Annotated in this window: 13 protein-coding genes; 8 read left to right on the top strand and 5 right to left on the bottom strand. The window is 75.8% G+C overall.

Going from position 1 to position 20,023, the window contains the following annotated elements; translation table 11 throughout:
• Positions 1–40 precede the first annotated feature (40 nt).
• Together treZ and AB6L24_RS35750 are read left to right on the top strand one after the other, a co-directional pair.
• The gene (gene treZ, locus AB6L24_RS35755; RefSeq protein WP_405662426.1) at positions 41–1,786 is read left to right on the top strand and encodes a malto-oligosyltrehalose trehalohydrolase; all 1,746 of its coding nucleotides are present in this window, start codon (positions 41–43) and stop codon (positions 1,784–1,786) included.
• A gap of 70 nt (positions 1,787–1,856) precedes the next feature.
• Complete coding sequence (locus AB6L24_RS35750) at positions 1,857–2,858, top strand: aldo/keto reductase (protein WP_405662424.1); 1,002 nt, start codon at positions 1,857–1,859, stop codon at positions 2,856–2,858.
• Positions 2,859–2,888: 30 nt separating this feature from the next.
• Here AB6L24_RS35750 and AB6L24_RS35745 read toward each other — a convergent pair whose 3' ends face one another.
• Entirely contained in the window at positions 2,889–4,016 is a 1,128-nt protein-coding gene (locus AB6L24_RS35745) for a M24 family metallopeptidase (RefSeq protein ID WP_405662421.1), read from the bottom strand.
• A 173-nt stretch (positions 4,017–4,189) separates the two neighbouring features.
• Positions 4,190–4,831 (bottom strand): LysE family translocator, encoded by a 642-nt coding sequence (locus tag AB6L24_RS35740; protein WP_405662419.1) that lies wholly within the window; start codon positions 4,829–4,831, stop codon positions 4,190–4,192.
• Between the two features lie 129 nt (positions 4,832–4,960).
• Between AB6L24_RS35740 and AB6L24_RS35735 the strand changes: the two genes are divergently transcribed.
• Positions 4,961–5,710, top strand: coding sequence for a metallophosphoesterase (locus AB6L24_RS35735; RefSeq protein WP_405662416.1), 750 nt, complete (start codon positions 4,961–4,963; stop codon positions 5,708–5,710).
• 44 nt (positions 5,711–5,754) lie between these two features.
• Here the strand turns inward: AB6L24_RS35735 and AB6L24_RS35730 are convergent, their stop codons facing one another.
• Positions 5,755–6,531, bottom strand: a complete 777-nt coding sequence (locus AB6L24_RS35730; RefSeq protein ID WP_405662414.1) for a PDZ domain-containing protein — start codon at positions 6,529–6,531, stop codon at positions 5,755–5,757.
• Between the two features lie 48 nt (positions 6,532–6,579).
• On the bottom strand, positions 6,580–7,443 hold the full coding sequence (locus AB6L24_RS35725) for a LysR family transcriptional regulator (protein WP_405662412.1): 864 nt from the start codon (positions 7,441–7,443) through the stop codon (positions 6,580–6,582).
• A 96-nt stretch (positions 7,444–7,539) separates the two neighbouring features.
• On the opposite strand from AB6L24_RS35725, the gene AB6L24_RS35720 reads away from it, so the two are divergent.
• Entirely contained in the window at positions 7,540–8,298 is a 759-nt protein-coding gene (locus tag AB6L24_RS35720; RefSeq protein ID WP_405662409.1) for a glutamine amidotransferase-related protein, read from the top strand.
• A 65-nt stretch (positions 8,299–8,363) separates the two neighbouring features.
• On the opposite strand, the gene phsA is transcribed toward AB6L24_RS35720, so the two are convergent.
• A complete protein-coding gene (phsA, locus tag AB6L24_RS35715) occupies positions 8,364–10,169 on the bottom strand; it encodes an O-aminophenol oxidase PhsA (protein WP_405663553.1) in 1,806 nt (601 codons plus the stop codon).
• A 484-nt stretch (positions 10,170–10,653) separates the two neighbouring features.
• Between phsA and AB6L24_RS35710 the strand changes: the two genes are divergently transcribed.
• The 4 genes from AB6L24_RS35710 to AB6L24_RS35695 are packed head-to-tail and all read left to right on the top strand — an operon-like array spanning position 10,654 to position 20,013.
• Positions 10,654–11,130, top strand: coding sequence for a hypothetical protein (locus AB6L24_RS35710; protein ID WP_405662407.1), 477 nt, complete (start codon positions 10,654–10,656; stop codon positions 11,128–11,130).
• 37 nt (positions 11,131–11,167) lie between these two features.
• Complete coding sequence (locus AB6L24_RS35705; RefSeq protein WP_405662405.1) at positions 11,168–13,555, top strand: hypothetical protein; 2,388 nt, start codon at positions 11,168–11,170, stop codon at positions 13,553–13,555.
• Positions 13,556–13,564: 9 nt separating this feature from the next.
• Positions 13,565–19,669: a CHAT domain-containing protein gene (locus AB6L24_RS35700; RefSeq protein WP_405662403.1), complete on the top strand. Its 6,105-nt coding sequence runs from the start codon at positions 13,565–13,567 to the stop codon at positions 19,667–19,669.
• Complete coding sequence (locus AB6L24_RS35695) at positions 19,666–20,013, top strand: hypothetical protein (protein WP_405662401.1); 348 nt, start codon at positions 19,666–19,668, stop codon at positions 20,011–20,013. Before AB6L24_RS35700 ends, AB6L24_RS35695 begins: the two co-directional genes overlap by 4 nt.
• The last annotated feature ends 10 nt before the right edge of the window (positions 20,014–20,023 follow it).

Here is a 20,023-nt window from a genome sequence, read left to right as displayed (position 1 = left end):
GCAAGTCCATGGGCAAGGTCGACCGACGAGGGGACTGCCGGTGAGGTTCGAGGTGTGGGCGCCGCGCGCGGAGCGGGTGGATCTGGTCCTGGACGGCGGCGCGCGGGCGGCGGCGCGGGAGGAGGAGCGCCCGGGGTGGTGGGCGGTGGAGGCGGCGGCGGGCGACGGCACGCGCTACGGCTTCTCGCTGGACGGCGGCCCCGCGCTGCCCGACCCCCGTTCGGCGCGCCAGCCCGAGGGACCCGACGGACTGAGCGCGGTCGTGGACCACGACCGGTACGCGTGGCGGACGCCGTGGGCGGGGCGCGGCCTGCGCGCCGCGGTGCTCTACGAGCTGCACGTGGGCACGTACACCCCCGAAGGCACCCTGGACGCGGCCGCGGAGCGCCTCGATCACCTCGCCGGACTCGGCGTCACGCACGTCGAGTTGATGCCGCTGTGCCCCTTCCCCGGGCAGCACGGCTGGGGCTACGAGGGGGTGTCGCTGTGGGCCGTGCACGAGCCGTACGGCGGGCCGGAGGCGCTGAAACGGTTCGTCGACGCGGCGCACGCGCACGGGCTCGGCGTCGTCCTCGACGTGGTGCACAACCACCTGGGCCCGTCCGGCAACCATCTGCCCGCGTACGGGCCCTACTTCACGGACACCCACCAGACGCCGTGGGGCGCCGCGGTGAACCTGGACGCGCCCGGCTCGGACGAGGTGCGGGCGTATCTGGTGGGCAGCGCGCTCGCCTGGCTGCGGGAGTACCGGATCGACGGGCTGCGCCTGGACGCCGTGCACGCGCTGCGGGACACCCGCGCCCTGCACTTCCTGGAGGAGCTCGCGGCGGCCGTGGACGGCCTCGCGGACGAACTGGGCAGGCCGCTCGCCCTGGTCGGCGAGTCCGACCTGAACGACCCGCGCGTCATCACCCCGCGCGCGGCCGGCGGCCTCGGCCTGCACGCGCAGTGGAACGACGACTTCCACCACGCCCTGCACACCGCGCTGACCGGCGAGTCCCAGGGCTACTACGCGGACTTCGCGGCCGCTCCCCTGGCCGCGCTCGCCAAGACGATGACGCACGGCTTCTTCCACGACGGCACGTACTCGACGTTCCGTGGGCGCGGCCACGGGCGCCCGGTCGACCGCGCCCGCACGCCCGCGTACCGGCTGCTCGGCTACGCGCAGACGCACGACCAGATCGGCAACCGCGCGCAGGGGGACCGGCTCTCCGCCGCCCTGTCCCCCGGGCTGCTGGCGTGCGGGGCGGCGCTCGCGCTCACCGGCCCGTTCACGCCGGTGCTGTTCATGGGCGAGGAGTGGGCGGCCGGTACGCCCTGGCAGTTCTTCACCGACCACACCGACCCGGACCTCGCGGAGGCCGTGCGCCGGGGCAGACGGCGGGAGTTCGCCGCGCACGGCTGGGCGGAGGAGCAGATCCCGGACCCGCAGGACCCGGCGACCCGCGCGCGCTCCTGCCTCGACTGGTCGGAGCCGCGGCGCGAGCCGCACGCGCGCGTGCTCGCCTGGTACCGCGAGCTGATCGCGCTGCGCCACGCCCGCGCGGACCTGACGGACCCGGATCTGGCGGCGGTCCGGGTGGCGTACGAGGAGGCGGCGCGCTGGTTCGCGGTGCGGCGCGGGGATCTGCGGATCGCCGTGAACCTGTCCGGGGAGGAGGCCGCGGTCCCGCTGGGCGTGCCCCACGCGCGCGTGCTCGCCGCCTGGGACGCGGTCGAGGCACCGGGTGCGGACGGGGTGCTGCGGCTGCCGCCGGAGTCGTGCGCGGTGCTCGGCCTCGCCTAGGGGCGCGCGGACCCTTGACTTCAACGGCACGTGAACTTCTAGTCTGCGCCGGGACACAGGAGGAGATCGCATGGAACAGCGGTACCTGGGCGGGACCGGGCTGCGGGTGAGCGAGCTGTGCTTCGGCGCCATGATGTTCGGCGGTGGCGAGAGCGGCGCGGACGAGGCGACGGCGCACCGCATGCTGGACGCGTTCACGGCGGCGGGCGGCACGTTCGTCGACACGGCGGACGTGTACGGCGGCGGGGTCTCGGAGGAGGTGCTCGGCCGCTGGCTCAAGGGCCGCCGCCGCGACGACCTCGTCATCGCGACGAAGGTGTTCCTGCCGATGGGCGAGGGCCCGAACGCCCGCGGCCTCAGCCGCAAGCACATCCTGTCGGCCGTCGACGCGAGCCTGCGCCGCCTGGGCACCGACCACATCGACCTCTACCAGACGCACGTGTGGGACGCGCGCACGCCGCTGGAGGAGACGCTGTCCACCCTCGACGGCCTGGTGCGGGCGGGGAAGGTCCGCTATCTGGGCACGAGCAACGTCAGCCCGGCCCAGCTCCAGAAGACCCTCGACCTGTCCCGGGCGCGCGGCTGGGAGCCGTACGTCTGCCTCCAGCCGCGCTACAACCTGCTGGCCCGGGAGGCCGAGTGGGAACTCCTTCCGCTGAGCGCGGCGGAGGGCGTCGGCGTCATTCCCTACAGCCCGCTCCAGGCGGGCTGGCTCTCGGGGAAGTTCCGCCGGGGCATGGCGGCGCCGCCCGCGGGGGCCCGCGGCAGTGGCGCCTGGGAGGAGCGCGCCACCGAGGAGACCTGGCGGGTCGTGGACGCCGTGCTCGCCGTCGCCGAGGAGACCGGCCGCACGCCCGCGCAGGTGGCGCTGCGCTGGCTGCTCCAGCGCCCCGGCGTGACCGCGCCGATCGTGGGCGCCCGCTCGGTGGAGCAGCTGGCGGACAACCTGGGCGCGGCGGGCTGGACGCTGACGGCGGAGCAGGACCGGCGTCTGACGGAGGCGAGCGCGCGGCCGCTGCCGTATCCGTACGACCTCCTGGCGCACTTCACGGACGAGCGGCCGCACGGCTGAGCCGGGGCGCGCACGGCGCGGCCCGGGCCGTCAGTCGACGACGGCCAGTTCGCGCGCGGTGGTGTTGAGGCGGCGGCCGCCGTCCTCCGTGACCGTGACGATGTCCTCGATGCGGACGCCGAAGCGGCCCGGCAGGTAGATGCCGGGTTCCACGGAGAAGCACATGCCGGGGACGAGCGGCTGCCGCTCGCCCTCGATCATGTAGGGCGGCTCGTGCGTGGTGACGCCGATGCCGTGGCCGGTGCGGTGGATGAAGTACTCGCCGTACCCGGCCTCGGTGATCACCGCGCGCGCCACGCGGTCGACGTCCTGGCAGGCGATGCCGGGCTTCACGGCGCGGCAGGCGGCGTCCTGGGCCTCGCGGACCACGTCGTGGACGCGCTGCTCCTCGGCCGAGGGCTCGCCGACGTGCACGGTGCGCGAGGTGTCGGAGCCGTAGCCGTGCCGCAGGCCGCCGAAGTCGAGGACGACCATGTCGCCGCGCTCGATGACGCGGTCGCCGGCCTCGTGGTGCGGGCTGGCGCCGTTGGGCCCGGAGCCGACGACGGTGAAGTCGACCTGCTCGTGTCCGAACTGCCGCAGCAGGTCCGCGAGATCACCGGCGACGTCGGTCTCCTTGCGGCCCGCGAAGGCGACCTTCTGGATCTCCTCGTACGTGGCGTCGGCGGCGGCTCCGGCCGCGGTGAGCCGCTCCAGTTCGGCGGTGTCCTTGACGGCGCGGAGCATCGGCAGGGCCTCGGTGAGGGCGGCGTAGGAGCTGTCGGGCAACTGCCGCTGCAGGCCGAGGAGATGCAGGGCCCAGGCGTTGTCGCTCACGCCGAAGCGGCCGCGGGCGTCGAGCAGCGGCGCGGTCACGTCGTAGGGGTCCATGCCGTCGGTCCAGTCCCGCAGGGTCAGCGCGGGGGCGCCGGCCGCGCGGGCGGCGTCGGGGGCCTCCAGCTTCGGCACGACGAGGACCGGGTCCTGGCCCGGGGCGATGACGAGCAGGGTGAGGCGTTCGGTGTCGGCGGGCACGCGGTAGCCGGTGAGCCAGACCAGGTCGGGGCCGGGTGCGACGAGGACGCCCGCGAGGCCCGCGTCGGCGGCGGCGCGGGCGGCGCGGTCCATCCGGGCGCGGTAGTCGTCGGCGGTGAACGGCGCGGGCGTGACCGTGGTCATCGGGCCTCCTGGTCCGGGTGCGGGATCTCCCCCAGCATCCTGCACGGCCGCCGCGGGGGCCGCGAGTGGGTATCGCATCGGTGCTGGTGGCCGGGCACTGGGCCGGTGGGCCGGCCGGTGAGCCGGTGGCGGGCCACCGGGTCCGTGCCCCTGCCCCACGGCGCCGCGCCCTCTCAGCCCTCCACCGCGAGCCGCACGCCCAGCAGTACGAGCACCCCGCCGGACACCTGCTCCAGCCTGCGCCGCACGGCGGCCCGCGAGAGCACCGCCTTCATCCGGCCGACGAACCACACGTACAGGCCGTAGTAGCCCACCTCGTAGAGCGCCCACAGCGCGGCGAGGCCGATCATGAGCGGCAGTCGGGGCGCGCCCGACGGCACGAACTGCGGCAGGAAGGACATCGCGAAGACGGCCGCCTTCGGGTTGGCGAGGTTGAGCAGCAGCCCGCTCCGGTAGGCCGCCCAGGACGACTGCGCCTTGACCGGCGCGTCGGCGCCGTCGGCGGCGGCGGCGTCCTCGGAGCCCGCCTTCTTCTTGCGCGCGTTCCACAGCGTCTGGGCGCCGAAGACGAGCAGCACCGCGGCGCCGACGACGCGCATGATGTCGTACGCCAACTCCGATGCCGCGACCAGCGCGGTCAGGCCGAAGGCGGCGGCGAGACCCCAGACGAAGATGCCGGTCTCGTTGCCGAGGACCGTCATGAACCCGGCCCGGCGGCTGCGCAGCGACTGCTTGACGATCAGGACCGTGCTCGGCCCGGGCGAGGCGGCGATCAGCGTGCAGGCGCCGAGGAAGGCGACGAGGGTGGTCAGCATGGCGCCCATCATGGGTGGCCGGATCCGCGCCGTGCCACCGGTTTGCGATTGGCCGTTCCGACTTCGGCCCGACTAATGGTTAGATCCTCTCCAGCCATTAGATCATCTCGGTACGGAGGGGCGTACGACATGCTGGTACTGGCGCAGATCAGTGACCTTCACCTGGACGGGACGGCACGCGCGACGGAGCGGGCGGAGCGGGTGCTCGACCATCTGCGGGCGCTGCCCGGGCCGTTGGACGCGCTCCTGGTGACCGGCGACATCGCCGACCACGGCGAGGAGTCCGAGTACAAGGAGGCCGCCCGCCTGCTGTTCACCGACGCGCCCTGGCCGGTCCTGACCTGCCCCGGCAACCACGACGTGCGCGGCCCCTACCGGACGGCGCTGCTCGGCGAGGGCGCGCCCTCCGACGCGCCGGTGAACCGCGCCCACCGCGTCGGCGGCACCGAGATCCTGATGGTCGACTCCAGCCTGCCCGGCAGCGACGAGGGGCAGTTGGACGAGGAGACGTACGCGTGGCTGGAGGACCGGCTCTCCGGGCTCGACGACGGCACCCCGGTCCTGCTGTCCTTCCACCACCACCCCGTCCGGATGCACCACCCGCGCCTGGACACCTGGCGGCTGCGCGCACCGGAGCCGCTCGCGGCCCTGGTCGAGCGGCACCCCGAGATCGTGGGCCTGATCATCGGGCACGCGCACACCCCGGCGGCGACCACCTTCGCGGGGCGGCCCCTGATCGTCGGCCCCGGCGTGGTCTCCACGCTGCGGCTGCCGTGGGAGGGCGAGGGCCTGGTCGACCTGGACGCCCCCGTCGGGCTCGCCTTCCACGTCCTGGACGACGAGCGGCGGCTGACCACGCACTTCCGCACCCTCACGTGACCAGGCCGGGGCACACCCTCACGTGACCAGGCCGGGGCGCACCCTCACGTGACCAGGCCGGGCCGCGCCGTCAACACCTGGCGCACCCCGCTCGCATGACGGACCGTCAGCGTGACGTTCCTGCCCGGCCTGGCGCCCGCCACGGCCTTCGCCAGGTCACCGGCCGAGGCGACCCGGCTGCCGCCGAACGCGAGCAGGACGTCACCGCGCACGAGACCCGCCGCGTGCCCGGGGCCCGGCTGGTGCACCCCGACGAGCAGCGCGCCGCCTCCGCCCGGGGCGTCGACGGCCTCGACGCCGAGGGCGGGGCGCGGGGACCCCGGCCCGACGGCCGCGGCGCCCTTGCCGGCGGAGGCCGTGCCCGAGGTGGCCCTGCCCGAGGCGGTCTTCTTCGGGGACGCGTCCCGAGGCGCCTTCGGGGCCGGTTTCGGGGACGTGGCGTGGTCCGCCCCGGAAGGCGCCCCCGCCCCGGCCCCTGCCCCGGCTCCTGAGGCCGCCCCCGGCGCCGCGCCCATGGCGGCGCCCTGCTCGCCCGCCTGGCTCTGCATCTCCGCGAGCTTGCTCATGCCGATGACCGTGGCGCCCACGGTGCCGAGGCCGATGCCCGAGAGCAGCAGGACCGCGGCGCAGAACAGGCCGAAGAGGAGCGAGAAGAGCCGTCTGCCGCGGCGGCGGGCGGCGTGCGGACGGTGGCCCTTGCGGGGTGCGGCGGGGCGTCCGGGTTTCCCGGGCGCCTCGGACGCGGTGGCTGTGGGGGATGGTCGGCCGGGGTCGGGCTCGTCTCCCGGCAGCGGCTTGGGACGCAACGCGGTCTGTTCCATGGCTCGCCTCCGGCCACAGCCCTACCCGGCGTGACCCCGCGCGACGATTCACGAACGGGTGACGTCCAGGCGTGCGGCGAACACCTCGGCGGGGCCGTGCGGAGCCCCGGCGTACAACAGTTCGGTGCGGTGGACGACGCGCGGCTCGGTGAGCGGTACGGCGACGGTGCCGGGCGCGGCAGCGGCCGATTCCGGGAGCAGTACGAGGCCGTGTCCCGCGGCGGCGAGGGCGGTGAGGGTGCGGACGTCGGTGCCTTCGTAGCGCAGGGCGGGGCGGAAGCCGCCGCCGTGGGCCGCCCGCAGCTGGTCCAGGGGCAGGCCCGCGCCGGGCGCGTCCAGCCAGCGGGCGTCGGCCAGGTCGCCGAGGCGCAGGCCGGTGCGGTGGGCCAGCGGGTGTCCTGCGGGCAGCAGGACGCGGACGGGTTCCTCGCCGACGCCGCGGACGCCGAGCGGGGCCACGTCGGTCAGGCGCAGCGGGTCGCTGGGCGCGGCCAGGCCGTCGACGAGCCCGAGGGGTGCGGCGCCCGTCGCGACGGCCCCGGGGACGTCCGCGCGCGGCAGGACGCGCAGGGTGACGCCGGTCGGCGGGAGCGCCCGGAGCGTGCGGGGCGTCAGGGCCGTCGGCGCGGCGACGAGCGTGAGGGCCTCGTCGACCGCGCCCACCAGGGCCGCGACCTCCGCGCGTGCCGCGTCGATGCGCAGCAGGAGCGGGCCCGCGTGCTCCAGGAGGCGTTCGCCCGCGCGGGTGGGCGCGACGGGGCGGCGGGTCAGGAGCGGGGCGCCGAGGTCCTGTTCCAGGGCGGCGATGTGCTGGGAGACGGCGGACTGGGTGTAGCCGAGTTCGCGGGCGGCGGCGGAGAACGAGGCCAGGCGGGCGACGACGACGTACGTGCGCAGGAGGTGCGGGTCCATGCCGGTCAGGATCGCCCACGTGCATCAGCGTTGCTTATCGAGGGTGCAGATTTGATCGTTGGACGTGAACGGGCGGGGCCGCCGAGGATGAGGTCCATGACCGAAGCACCGGCCCCCGTGGCCCGTATCGCCCTGATCGCCGACCGTTCGCCGTCCGTCATCGCCCACACCCGCGTCCCGCTCCTGCTGTCCGCGCTCGCCGCCCGCGACGGGCTGCTCCTCGACGCCTACTGGATCCCGACGCCGGACGCCGAGGAGCCGGACGCGGTGCGCGGCTTCGACGCGGTGTGGGTGCTTCCGGGCAGTCCGTACCGCAGCGAGGCGGGCGCGCTGGCCGCGATCCGCACCGCCCGCGAGGACGGTGTGCCGTTCCTCGGCACGTGCGGCGGCTTCCAGCACGCGCTCCTGGAGTTCGCCCGGAACGCGTGCGGCCTGACCGGGGTCGCGCACGCCGAGAACGACCCGGACGCCGACGACCAGATGCTCACGCCCCTCGCCTGCTCGCTCGTCGGCCACGAGGGCGTGGTGCGGCTCGCGCCCGGCTCCCTCGCCGAGTCGCTGCTCGGCGCCGACCGCTCCCTGGAGCGCTTCCACTGCCTGTACGGCCCCGACGGCAGCGTCCACCTCCCCGTCCTGGAGTCCCACGGCCTGCGCTTCAGCGGCTGGGACGAGCAGGGCCAGGTGCGGGTCGCCGAACTTCCCGGCCACCCCTTCTTCCTGGCCTCGCTCTTCCAGCCGGAGCAGTACGGCGACGGGTCGCGCCCGCATCCGTTCGTGCGGGGGCTCGCCCGGGCGGCCGTGGCACACGCGGCGGGGGCACGGGAGCCGGAGGGGCAGGGAGCGCGGACCGCCTGAGCCCGCGTCCCCGCAGCACCCGCAGCCCCGCAGCACCCGCGCCGGGGTCGCTCGTGGAGTCGCCCTCAGTGGCCGCCCCCGTGGCCGCCGTCATGGCCGCCGTGCCCGCCGCCGTGGTCGAACTTCAGCGCCTCCTTAGGCATCACGACGAACGGCCGCATCATCCCCATGTCCTCGTGTTCGAGGAGGTGGCAGTGGTACATGAACCGGCCGTACGCCCCGTCGAACTTGCCGATGACGCGCAGGAGCTGGCCGCCGGGCACCCGGAAGACGTCCTTCCAGCCGCGCTCGTTGGGGGCGAGGGGGATCCTCGTGTCCGGGTCGTGGGCGATCGGGGCGCGGGTGCCGCCGACCGTCACGTCGAAGCCCGAGGCGTCGTACGCGTCGCGGCCGAGGAGCTGGAAGTCGGCCAGGTGGATGTGCATCGGGTGGGTCACGTTCGGGGCCACCGCGAGGTTCAGGAAGCTCCACTGTTCGTACGCGCCCTCGCCGATGGTGAAGCCGAGGCCGTCGTTGAACGTGCGGGCGATGCGGCGGTACGTCTTCAGCACGCCGTCCGGGCCGCGCAGTTGGATGATGCCGTCGGCCGGGATCCGGACGGACCCCGGGTCCTTCACCTCCACCATCTCCCACATCTCCGGGTGACCGCCGCCGCCCTTCGTGGCGGGCGGGGTGAGCACGACCAGGCGGTGGCCGTGCGGCACGCCGTGGCCGATGGCCCGGAAGGAGCCGGACAGGACCTCGGGCAGCCGGAACGTCTCCGGGGCGCCGCCGCCCCTGCCGACCCGGAACTCCATGACGTGCGGATAGGCCACGTCACCCGCCGGGTCGGGGACGCCGGGCGCGGCGTTCGGCCCCTTGTTGACCAGGCGGAGCCGCTTGCCCGCGAGCTTCCGGAAGTCCACGAGCAGGTCGAAGCGCTCGGCGGGCGCGACCGTCAGCGTGGGCAGGGCCGCGTCGAAGTCGACGGGCACGGGCCGGGGCAGCAGGCCGCCGTCGCTGCCGATCTGGTGCAGCACGCCCGGCACCGGTTCGTCGTCCTCGTCGACGAGTACCAGGTCGTACGTCCGGGCGTTCGACGCGTTCACCAGGCGGAGGCGGTACCAGCCCGGGGCCACCTCCGCGTACGGCCAGATGCGGCCGTTCACCGTGGTGTACGGGCCGGTGAAGGGCAGGGAGACCGGCTTGCCCGTCTCCGCGTTCTTCGGGTCGACGATCGTGGTCTTGTGCAGGAGGCGTCCGGTGAGGCGGCCGTCCTCGTCGGTGTCCAGGTTCCGGTCGGCGAGGAGCAGCGGGATCTCGCGCTTGCCGGAGGGGAGTTGGAGCGCGTCCTCCTCGTCGTCGCGGACCAGGTAGGTGCCGTAGAGCCCCGCGTACACGTTCCACCGGGTGATGTTCATGGCGTGGTCGTGGTACCACCACTGGACCGCCTGGTGGTCGTTCGGATACTCCGACAGCTGGGCGTCGCCGTACCCCACGGCGTTGTCCGCCCAGCCGTCGTTCCCGCCGCCCGTCTGCGCGCCGTGCACGTGCGTGACCGTCCAGGCGGGCAGCGCCGCCACGTCCTTGTTCGGCTCGACGCCGTCGCGGCCCGGGCGGGTGCTCGGCGGTGGCGACGTGCGCGGGGCCTCGACGGCCGTGACGGGGAACTCGCTGTCCTTGGGGACGCGGTTCGTCCAGGCGATCCGCACGCGCTCGCCGCGGCGCACCTCGATGGTGGGCCCCGGCACGCACCCCTCGTACCCCCACATGAGCGTCGGCGGGAGCTGTGGGTGCAGGCGCACCCAGGCGGGGCGGACAGCGATCTCCGTCTCCTCCAGGACGTCGCCGCCCGCCGGGCGCAGGACGGGCGGGACGGTCAACGGCGCCATGAACGGCGTCAGTTCGCGGGTCTCCAGGTCGCGCGCGGCGGCTTCGTCGCGCGTGGCGGCATCGCGGTCGACGTCCGCGTGTGCTCCGGTCCGCGTACCGGTCTGCGTGTCAGTCACGTCGGTCAAGGTCGAACACCCCCGTGTTCAGCTGTCTCCAGTGATGCGGCTGACTCGGCTGTTCTTCAGCCTTCACCCCAGAAGACTCACGGCATGCGGCGAAAGTTCCATGAATCCCGCATTCCGGAAAAAGGGCGCATGACGGGTGCATGGCAGATGCAGGGGAGTGCGTCGTGGGCGTCCTGAGGGGCGGCGGGCGGTGGTGCGGGTGAGGGCTCCCGGGCCTCCGGTGCGGGTGAGAGATCGCGGTTTCCCGGTGCGGGAGCGACCCGCGCCTCTAGGCTGCGGGTCCCGGGACCCGGGTCCGTACCCACCGCCGACCCCCGCCCCGGCCGCCGCCGTCGCCGCCGGAAGGAGAACGCGCCCCATGCCCGACGCCCTGCCGCTGCGCGCGGAGCTGCTGCTCGACCAGGAGGCACCGGAAGCCCTCGGCCAGGACCTCGCCGCGACGCTCGACGGCCTCGGCGTCCGCACGGCCCGCGTCCGCCGGGCCGTCGACCACCGCGGCGTCGGCGACCTCCCGTGGCTCGCCCTCGTCTCCCTGCCGCTCCAGGCCTTCCTCGGCGGCCTGGGCGCGGAGGCGGTGCGGGACGCGTACGCGTCGTTCAAGGACGTGGTGCGGCGCGCGGCGGGCCGGGGAGCCGCGGGCGACGGCGGGGCGCCGCGCCCCCTGGTGCTCCAGGACGACCGGAGCGGCCTGAGCGTCGTCCTGGAACCGGATCTGCCCGCCGAGGCGTATGAGCAGTTGCTGGGCCTCGACCTGACGAAGTTCCGGGTGGGGCCGCTGCACTACGATCGCCGACTCGGCCGCTGGCGCTCGGAGTTGGACGAGGCCGCGGGCTGAGCGACCGTCACCGGCTGCTGAACGGGGGCTTGTGGGAGTGGAGCCACGGACGGAGTCGGCAGTCGCCGACGGGGAGAGGGCTTGCGCGGAGCGGGCCGACGCGGAGCGGGCCGACGCGGAGAGCGCCTGCGCGGAGGGGGAGGCTCGCCTCGGTCGGCGGGGGGTCGGAGGCGCCGGTGCTGCCGTAGGTGCGGGTGCTGCCGCCGGTGCCGCCGAGCGGTCCTTTCGGCTCGCCCTGTCGTTCGCCCCCGGCACCGGCGTCAGTGCGCGGGCCCACGTGGGGCTCGGGCGCTTACAGCTGGCCGCCGGACAGCCCGACGGCGCCCTCGCCGAGTTCCACCTCGCCCACGACACGGCACCCGACGACTCCGCCCCGCTGTTCTGGCTCGGCTGCGCCCTGGCCCACCAGGGTGAACTCGACGCCGCCGAGGCCCACTTCACCCGCTGCCTCGCGAGCGCCGAGCCCCACCCGCGCGCCCTCGTCCAGCGCGCCTATGTCCGCGTGGCCGCCGGGAACCGGGAAGGTGCGCGGGACGACCTTCGCGCGGCGGAGCGGGATGGGGTCCTTGACGACGAGGGGCGGTGGGTGGCGGCGGTGCTGTCGGGGGTACGAGGCGCTCCTGAGCCGGACGTACGGGTCACCCCCGAGCCGGAGGTACGAGGCGCCCCTGAACCGGACGTACGGGTCACCCCCGAGCCGGAGCCGCAGAGCACCCCCGAGCCCGCGAGCGCCGCCCCTCGCACCGCCGCGCTGCTCCGCAAGGCCGGGCTCGCCGCGCTCGCCGGCGCCGATCCGGACTGGCCGCGAGCCGCCGCGCTGTTCGGCGCGGCGTGGGACATCGAGCCGGACGCCGGGGGCCGCGCGGCGCTGTACGGCGTCGCCCTGGCCGTGGGCGGGCGGCGGACCCACGCCGTCGACGTCCTCGCCACCGCCGCCCGGCGCGACCCCTCCGACCACCGCGTCACCCACGCCCTCGCGATCGCCCTCCTCAACTCCCCGGCGCAGGAGCCCCGCACCGACGGCCCGCCCCCGACGGACTCCCCCACGCCCCCCGAAGCACCGGCGTCCCCGGCCGCCCCGCCCTGCGAGCGCGCCGTCGCCGCCTGGGGCACCCTCCTGTACGACGCCTCCTTCTGGGACCGCGTACGCCTCACGGCCGGGCGGCGGTACGGCGTGGACGTGGCCGCCGACCTCGTGCCCGACCTCCGCACCGGGCTGCGGGACCGGGTGGCGCGACACCTGCCCGACGAGGGCGACAGCGGCAGCCGCGTACCCCCGGACGTGCTCCTCCAGCGCGAGGCCGACGCCGCGCGGCTCCTCGACGAGGCCGGAGGGTTCCCCGGGCCCTGGGGCACCCCGCTGCGCTGCGGCCCGCTGGCGATCGCCGCGCTGGACCAGGTGCGGCAGTTCGGCGCCTTCACGGCCACCGGGGGCGGGGCGGCCATCGCCACAGGCGCCGACGCCGAGACGGGCACGGGTGCCGACACAGGCACCAGCACCAGCACCAGCACCAGCACCAGCACGGAAACGGGAACCGGCACAGGAACCGCCGCCGACACCGACCCCGCCCACCCCACCCTCATCCACCCCTTCTCCGAACTCGGCTTCGCCCACCTCCAGTTGACCGCCGGACTCCCCGGCGACGCCCTCGCCGCCCTCGCCGAGCTGCGCTGCCGCGGCTGCCGTGCGCGGGCCCGTGCGGCGGGCTCGGCCGCGGCGCCCGTCTGCGAACCGGACTGCGCCCGCTTCGACGCGCTCAACCCCGGGTACGCGGGCCTCCCCGACCGCCACCGGCGGCTCGCCCGGGACGCCAGGGAGCTGGCCCTGCACGCCCGCGTCACCCTCGGCAGGGACCACCTCACCGCCGACCGGCCCGACTTCGGCGCCGCCGCCGCGTGCTGGCGCCGCGCCCTCGTCCACAGCAGACAGCTGGACCGCTACCGGCACACGCAGGCAGCCGTCGTCGGCCTCGCCCTCGCCGCCGCCAAGGACGCCTACCGCGCCGGGCGCCTGACCCGCGCGGCCGGCACCCTGGAGACGGCCCGCTCCGTCATCGGCGCCAACGAACGCCCCCGCCTGGACGGCCAGTTGGCCCGCGTCCTCGCCGACCGCGGCATCCGCGAGGCCAACCGCGAGGACCCCGACCTGGAGACCTCCGCGAGCGATCTGCGGCGCTCCGTGGCGATCGCGCCGCGACTGCGGCGGGCACAGCTCAGCCTCGGTATCGTGCTGCACGGCCTGGCCCTGCGCCGCTGGGGCTCGGGCAGCCTGTCCGGCGCGCGCACCTCCCTGGAGGAAGCCGTCGGGCAACTGACCGCCGCACTCACCCACTTCCCCGACGACCCGGAGATCACGGAGCAACGCGACCGGGTGCAGGGCGAACTCGACTTCGTACGCGGACAGTTCGACGAGAGCTGGAGGTGAGCGACGGCCGTGCTCCAGTACGAGGAACTGCGCATCCGGGTCCGCCCGGTCGGCCCGTCCCACTGCCTCGTGGCCGTCAGCGGCCCCGCCTGCGCCCTCGGCGTGATCGCCGTGGACGGCGCGCCCGCGGCGTTCCGGGCCCGCTGGGACCGGCTCGTCGAGGCCGACCTCGGCCTCGCACCCATGGGCGAGCGGCACACAGCCGAGCAGCTGCGCGAACTCGGCCGGGACGTGTACGAGTTGCTGTTCGGCGACGCGGGACAGGGAGGCGGCGCGGGCGGAGGCGGCGCGGCCGGGAGCTGTCTGGCCGCCGCCCTCGAACTCGCCCAGCGCCTGCGCCCCCCGCGCGGCCTGCGCCTCCGCTTCGACCTGCCGCCGCACCTGCGGGAGCTTCCCCTCGAAGCGCTGTGCGCGCCCGCCGGCCTTCCGCAGCAGTCCCTCGCCCTCGGCCCCGGCTACTCCCTGGCCCGCTCGCTGCCCGGCGGCCCCCTCGGCCGCCGTCTGCCCGACCCGGCGGACGAGCCCAGCCTGATCCGTCTCGTCGTCGCCTGCGCCTCCCCGGCCGGTTCGGGCCCCGCGCTGCGCGTGGACACCGAAGTGGCGGCGCTGCGCCACGAGTTGCCCGAGGTGGCCGTCCGTACCACCGTCGTCGAGCGGGCCACCCGCGAGCGCCTGGAGGCGGCGCTCGGCGCGCACGGCGACCTGCCCACGGCCGTGCTCCTCATCGCCCACGGAACGTACGACGAGGACCTCGGCAAGGGCGTCGTCCAACTGGAGACGGACCACGGCGGCGTGGACCCCGTCCCCGCCGACCTCCTGAGCGGCATCCTCCTCAAGGCACCCCGGCTGCGCCTCGCCGTCCTCAACCTCTGCTCCGGAGCGGACAGTTCGGGCCCCGACGGCGTGCACTCCGAGCCGTTCTCCGGGCTCGCGCAGGCGCTGGTCGGCGGGGGTGTGCCCGCCGTCGTCGCCATGCGCGGCCGGGTCAGCGACGTGTCGGCGGGCCGCTTCAGCCCGGAGCTCCTGAAGGGGCTCGCGGCGAACCGGACCGTCGACGAGTCGATGGCCGCCGCGCGCCGCCGCATCTCCCATCTGCCGCGGCACACCGCCGTCGAGTGGGCGACGCCCGCGCTGTTCCTGCACGCGGGGTACCGGCACGGGTGGCTGTTCAAGGCGCGGGAGGTGCGCGACGACGACAGCGCGGCGCCCGACCCGCTGCGCGAGGGCGCGGAGGCCCTGCGCGCCTTCCAGCGGCCCGTCGGGCACGTGGGCGCGGCGACGCTGATCGACGCGGCGCGCTTCGAGCGCGACCGCGGCGAGTGGGCGCAGGTCCTGCGGATCCTGCGGACACCGACGCGGCAGTACGAGGACGAGCAGCGGCAGTTGCGGGACGAGGCGGCGTTCGAGCTGGCCTGGCCCGATCTCGACGCGCTGTGCGGGGTGCTCGCCGCCGGGCATGCCGGGGCGGACGCGGCGCGGCGCCTCGCCGCGGTCGGCGAGGCGCTGCCGTGCCCGCTGCCCGCCGCGCTCGTCGACCGCGCGGATCGGCTGCGCCACGCCGCCGACCTGGCCGACCGGGCTCGCGCCGCGGAGGCCGCCGCCGACTGGCCCACCGCGATCGCCCTCTACGAACAGATCCTCGCCACCACCCCCGACTCCCCCACCCCCCGCACCCGCCTCACCGCGGCCCGCACCCACCTCCGCCTCGCCGAGGCCCTCACGACGGCCACCCGCGCCCACCACGCCACGGACTGGCCCCGGGCCGCCCACGCCTACGCCGAGGCCCTGGCGCTCCACCCCACCGACCCGACCCTCACCGCACGCGCGGCATACGCACGGGGCCGCATCGCGGAGGGCGCGGGGGACTGGCGGGGGGCGGTGGAGGAGTTCGGGGTCTGTGTGGGGGCAGGCGGGGGCGCGTTGGAGGGCGGGGGTGTCGGGGGTGTCGGGGAGGACGCGGGGGGTGGCGAGAGGGCGGCTGTCCGGGAAGGGGCGGGAGCCGGGGAGGACGTGGTCGGCGGCGCGGGGGTTGGTACGGGGTACGGCTTGCGGGACGGAGTCGGTGCGGCCACGGAGAGCGGGGCGACGGGCGGCGGGGGGCAGGCAGGCGCTGGGGACGGCGTCGACGCTGAAGTCGGCGCACTCGCGGGGAACAGTGCGGCGGGGGCCGGGACGGGCACACCCACCGGAAACAGCACGGCAAGCACCGGGACCGGCACACCCACCGGAAACAGCACGGCAAGCACCGGGACCGGCACACCCACCGGAAACAGCACGCCGAGCACCGGGACCGGCACACCCACCGGAAACAGCACGCCGAGCACCGAGACCGGCACACCCACCGGAAACGGGGCGGCTGCTGCCGACGCGGGTGCGGCCGACGAGATCCGCGCGGTCATGGCCGATCGGCAGCTCCCCGGCGGCAGCCCGACCGCCCCGCCACTCACCCCGCCGAAACCCTCCGCGCCCCCGCACGCCGCCAACGGCGACCACGGCGACAGCCCCGCCCCTTCGGGCCCGCCCCGCACCGACACCCCCGGCACGCCGGACGCCCCGGACATCTCCGACGCCCCCGTCCGCCACGCCTACGCACGCGGCCGAGTCGCAGCCGACGCGGGCGACTGGGCCACGGCGAGCGCCGCCTTCGGCACATGCCGGGAAGCGGTGGCCGACAACGGAACCACGGGAGGCGGCGACGTCACCCTCCGCTGGTCCTACGCCCAGGGTCGACGCTGCCAGGAGTCGCGCGACTGGGGCGCCGCCGTGGCCCACCTGGCCGCCCTGCCCATCGAATTCGTCGACGTACAGGCCCAACTCCGCTACTCACGTGGCATGTTCGCCGACGCTCAGGGCGAGTGGGACGGCGTCATCGACGGGTTCGGCGGGCTGCCGGACGAGTACGCCGACGGCGAGGTGAAGGTGCGCCGCCTCTACGCCCGGGCCCGTGCCGCCGCCGACGGCCGCGGGGACTGGGCCGCCGCCTCCGGGCTCCTGGCCGACCTCCCCGACGCCGCCCGCGACGGCACCGTGGCCCCGCTGCGCCGCAAGGTGGAGGGCCGCCGCGCGGAGAGCCGGGGCGACTGGGCGGCGGCCTGCGCCATCTACGCCCGCGCGTTCACCGACGGCGCACCCGGTGGCGCCGTGCCGCCGCCCCGCACCCCGTTGCCGCCACCGACGCCCGACCCGGCAGGCGCCACCCCTGCCCCTGCCGCACCCAGCCCCGCTCCGGACACCACCGCCACGATCAGCCCCACGCCGAGCACCCCCACCACCATCAGCCCCACACCACACACCCCCACGGACACCGCCACCCCGAACTCCCCCACCAGCAACGCCAACACCAGCACCACCCCGAACTCCCTCATCCCCGTCCTCTCCCCCACCACCCGCGAATCCCTCCACCTCCACCTCTACGCGCTCGCCCGCACCCACGAGCTCGCCTCCCGGTGGGCCGACGCCCTGCACGCGCTGGTCGTGCTGCCCGACACGTGGGCCGACGTGGCGCCGCGGCGGCGGTACGCGGGGGCCCGGGTGGCCGAGGAAGCGGTCGAGGCGGCGGGCGAGGCGCCGGGGGCGGCCGCCGCGTGGCGGGAGGTCGCCGCCGCATACGACCAGCTCGGTGGCGCGGACGGCACGAGCGGTGCGGGCGAAGGGCGGGATCACGTCGCACGGGCGGAGTACGCCCGGGTGCGCGCCGCCGAGGCGGACGGCGAGTGGGCGGCCGTGGTGACGGCGGCCGGGGCGCTGGGCGCGTACCGGGACGCGCCCGCCGTCGCCGCGTACGCCCGGGGCAGGCTCGCGGACGCGCACCAGGAGTGGCGGCGGGCCGCCGAGGCGTTCGAGGAGTGCAGGGGGCACGGGGACGCGGACGCCCATCTGGCGTACGCGCGGGGCCGGTCCCTGGAGGCGGAGGGCCGGTGGAGCGAGGCCGTCGAGGCGTACGGGCGGGCGGCGGACCGGCTCGACCGCGCCGACGTGCGCCGCCGCAGGCTGCGGCGCCTCATCGAGCTGCTGCCGTGGGCCGACGGCCCCACCCGGGGCCCGCTGGCCGCGGACCCGTTGGCGCTGCGCGACGAGACGTACCCCTACCGGGCGCTGCGCACGGCGGGCGTGCACCCGGGCGTGTCGATGGCAGCGGTGAGCGACGCCTCGTACACCCTCCTGGAACGCGGCGCGATGACGTGGTCGGAGCGGGTCGCCTGGGACCAACTGCGGCTGCCGGGACGGCGATTGCAGGTGGACGCGCTGCTGTACCGCTGGCAGCGGCCGGACGGCGTGCGGGCCGCGCTCGCCACGCTGTCGCCGGACGACGAGCACGCGGGGCCCGGCTTCGTGGACGTGCTGTGCGAGCGCTTCCCGGACGACGCGCCGCTGCTTCTGCTCCTCGCGCGGGGCCGCGACGCGGCCACCGCCGAGTGGGAGCGGCGGCTCGCCGCCGCGCCGGGCGACATGGCGGCCGCGCACGGTCTGGCCGTGGCCCGGCTGTGGCAGGCGCAGGACCTGGAGCAGAGCGGGGCGTGGGAACACGCGGTGCGTACCTGGGAGTTGGCGCTCGCGTACTGGGCCACGCTGCTGAGCGACGACGCGTACTGGGACGGCTGGCGGGCCGAGCGGGCCACCTGCTACGACCGGAAGCTGACCCATGAGGACATGACGCGGCTGCGCTGGGAGCTGAGCCGCCATCTGTTCGGCCTGCTCTCGGCGTACGAGCAGCGGCACACCGAGCAGGACCGGCCCCAACAGGCCGCACGATACGAGGAGTTGGCACAGTTCCTGGAGGCGGAGCTCGCGGGCGCGCGGATCCTCAAGGACGTCGGCGGCCTCGCCGGGGTGCCGGGGGCGCGCGCCGCCCTCGCCTGCGGACCGCGCTACGTACGCCTCCTGGAGCTGCGACTGCCGCTCGCCGAGCTGGCCGCGGACCTGGACGCCGCGGCGAAGGACGGCAAGGACCCGGGCGAGTACGCGGTGCGGGAGCTGCGCTGGGCGTTCTCGGGGCTCTCGCGGGCCCTCACGCTGTGCGCGGTGCACAAGTTCGAGCCCGCCCTGCGCGCCCTGCCCGCGTTCCCGACCCTGACGACGCTCCCCGACGACTGCGCGGGCCCCGCCGCCGCGTCCGACCCGCGCCGCCACATCGAGGGGTGCGCGTACTGCCAGGAGTTCCTGCGCCGGGACCCGGCGTACGTCCATCTGCCGCACCGGCACGCGCGGTTGCTGCAGGACGGCGTCGAACTGGCCGTCCGCGTACGCCTTGAGCTGTCCCGGACGGCGCTCGCCGACGGCGCGTGCGGGCTCGGCCGGGCGCAGGAGCAGTGGGAGCGCCTGGTGCGGGTGGCGCGCCGCGCGGGGATGACGGCGCGGGCGAAGAAGGCGCTGGTGCGGACCGTGCTCGGGCGGGTGGAGACGCTGCTCGACGAGGACCGGGTGCGCCGCGGTGACGTCCTGGACGAGGCGATCACGCTCGTCGAGGCGGTGCCGCCGGTCCTTCACCCGCTGGAGCGCGAGGTCCGCGACCAGCTCGACGGGCGCCTTTCGTCGCTGTACTCGATGCGGGGCGTGTGGCGCGGCTACACCCGCACCAAGCACGGCATGCGCTCCGACGTGTACGGCGCGGAGGCCGACCTGCGCCGCGCCCTCGCCCTGAACCCGGCGTCCAACCACGCCCGCGACAACCTGGCCCGCGCCCTCGTCTTCACCCTGGACGCCCGCACCGACGAACTCCCCGCCCGCCTGCGCCTGTTGCACGAGGCCCTGGGCCTGCTCGACGTGGGCCTCGGCCAGGCCCTCACCCACAACTACCGCGAGACCCTCGGCGAGAGCCTGGAGGAGCTCGACCGGCTGCTCGCCACGGACCTGGGCGTCGTGGGCGTGGGCGAGCTGATGCGCAGCGACGGCGCGGAGCCGCCCCCCGACGAGAACGACCTGGCGTCCTGGGCGGCCGCGCTGACCGACCGCGCGGAGGCCGAACTCGCCCGCGGTGACGTCCGCAAGGCCCTGCACCACCTGATCCGTGCCACCCGCGCCGACGTCATGGACGCCAGGGTCAGGCGGGCGCTGCTCGACGCGGTGAGCCGCTGGCTCACGGCCCTGACCACCGAAGGAGGCGACCCCTCGTGATCAAGGATCCGGACAGCGGACCGAGCCCCTACGACGTCCTCGCCGCGGCCGGCGTGACGCCGTGGACCTCGCACGCGGAGCTGCGGGACGTGCCGTTCGAGCTGCTCGCGCGGCACCTGATGACACCGTTCACACAGGCGGCCTGGGACGAGTTGCGCACCGTACCGGGACGGCTGCTCATCGATCTGTTCCGCTACGACGTGGACCTCTCCGCCGAACTCCCGGAAGCCGTAGCGGAGATCGACCGGCTGCTCCGAGCACCGGGCGGGCCCGACCCCGGCGCCCCCGTGTCCGAGGAGGCCGCCGCCCGCCTCCTCGCCGACCTCGTCCGCTTCGACGTCTGACCGCCCGAAA

This window comes from Streptomyces sp. RK9, assembly GCF_045070545.1.
Taxonomy (GTDB): domain Bacteria; phylum Actinomycetota; class Actinomycetes; order Streptomycetales; family Streptomycetaceae; genus Streptomyces; species Streptomyces alboflavus.
This window is presented reverse-complemented; position numbering and strand designations above follow the sequence as displayed.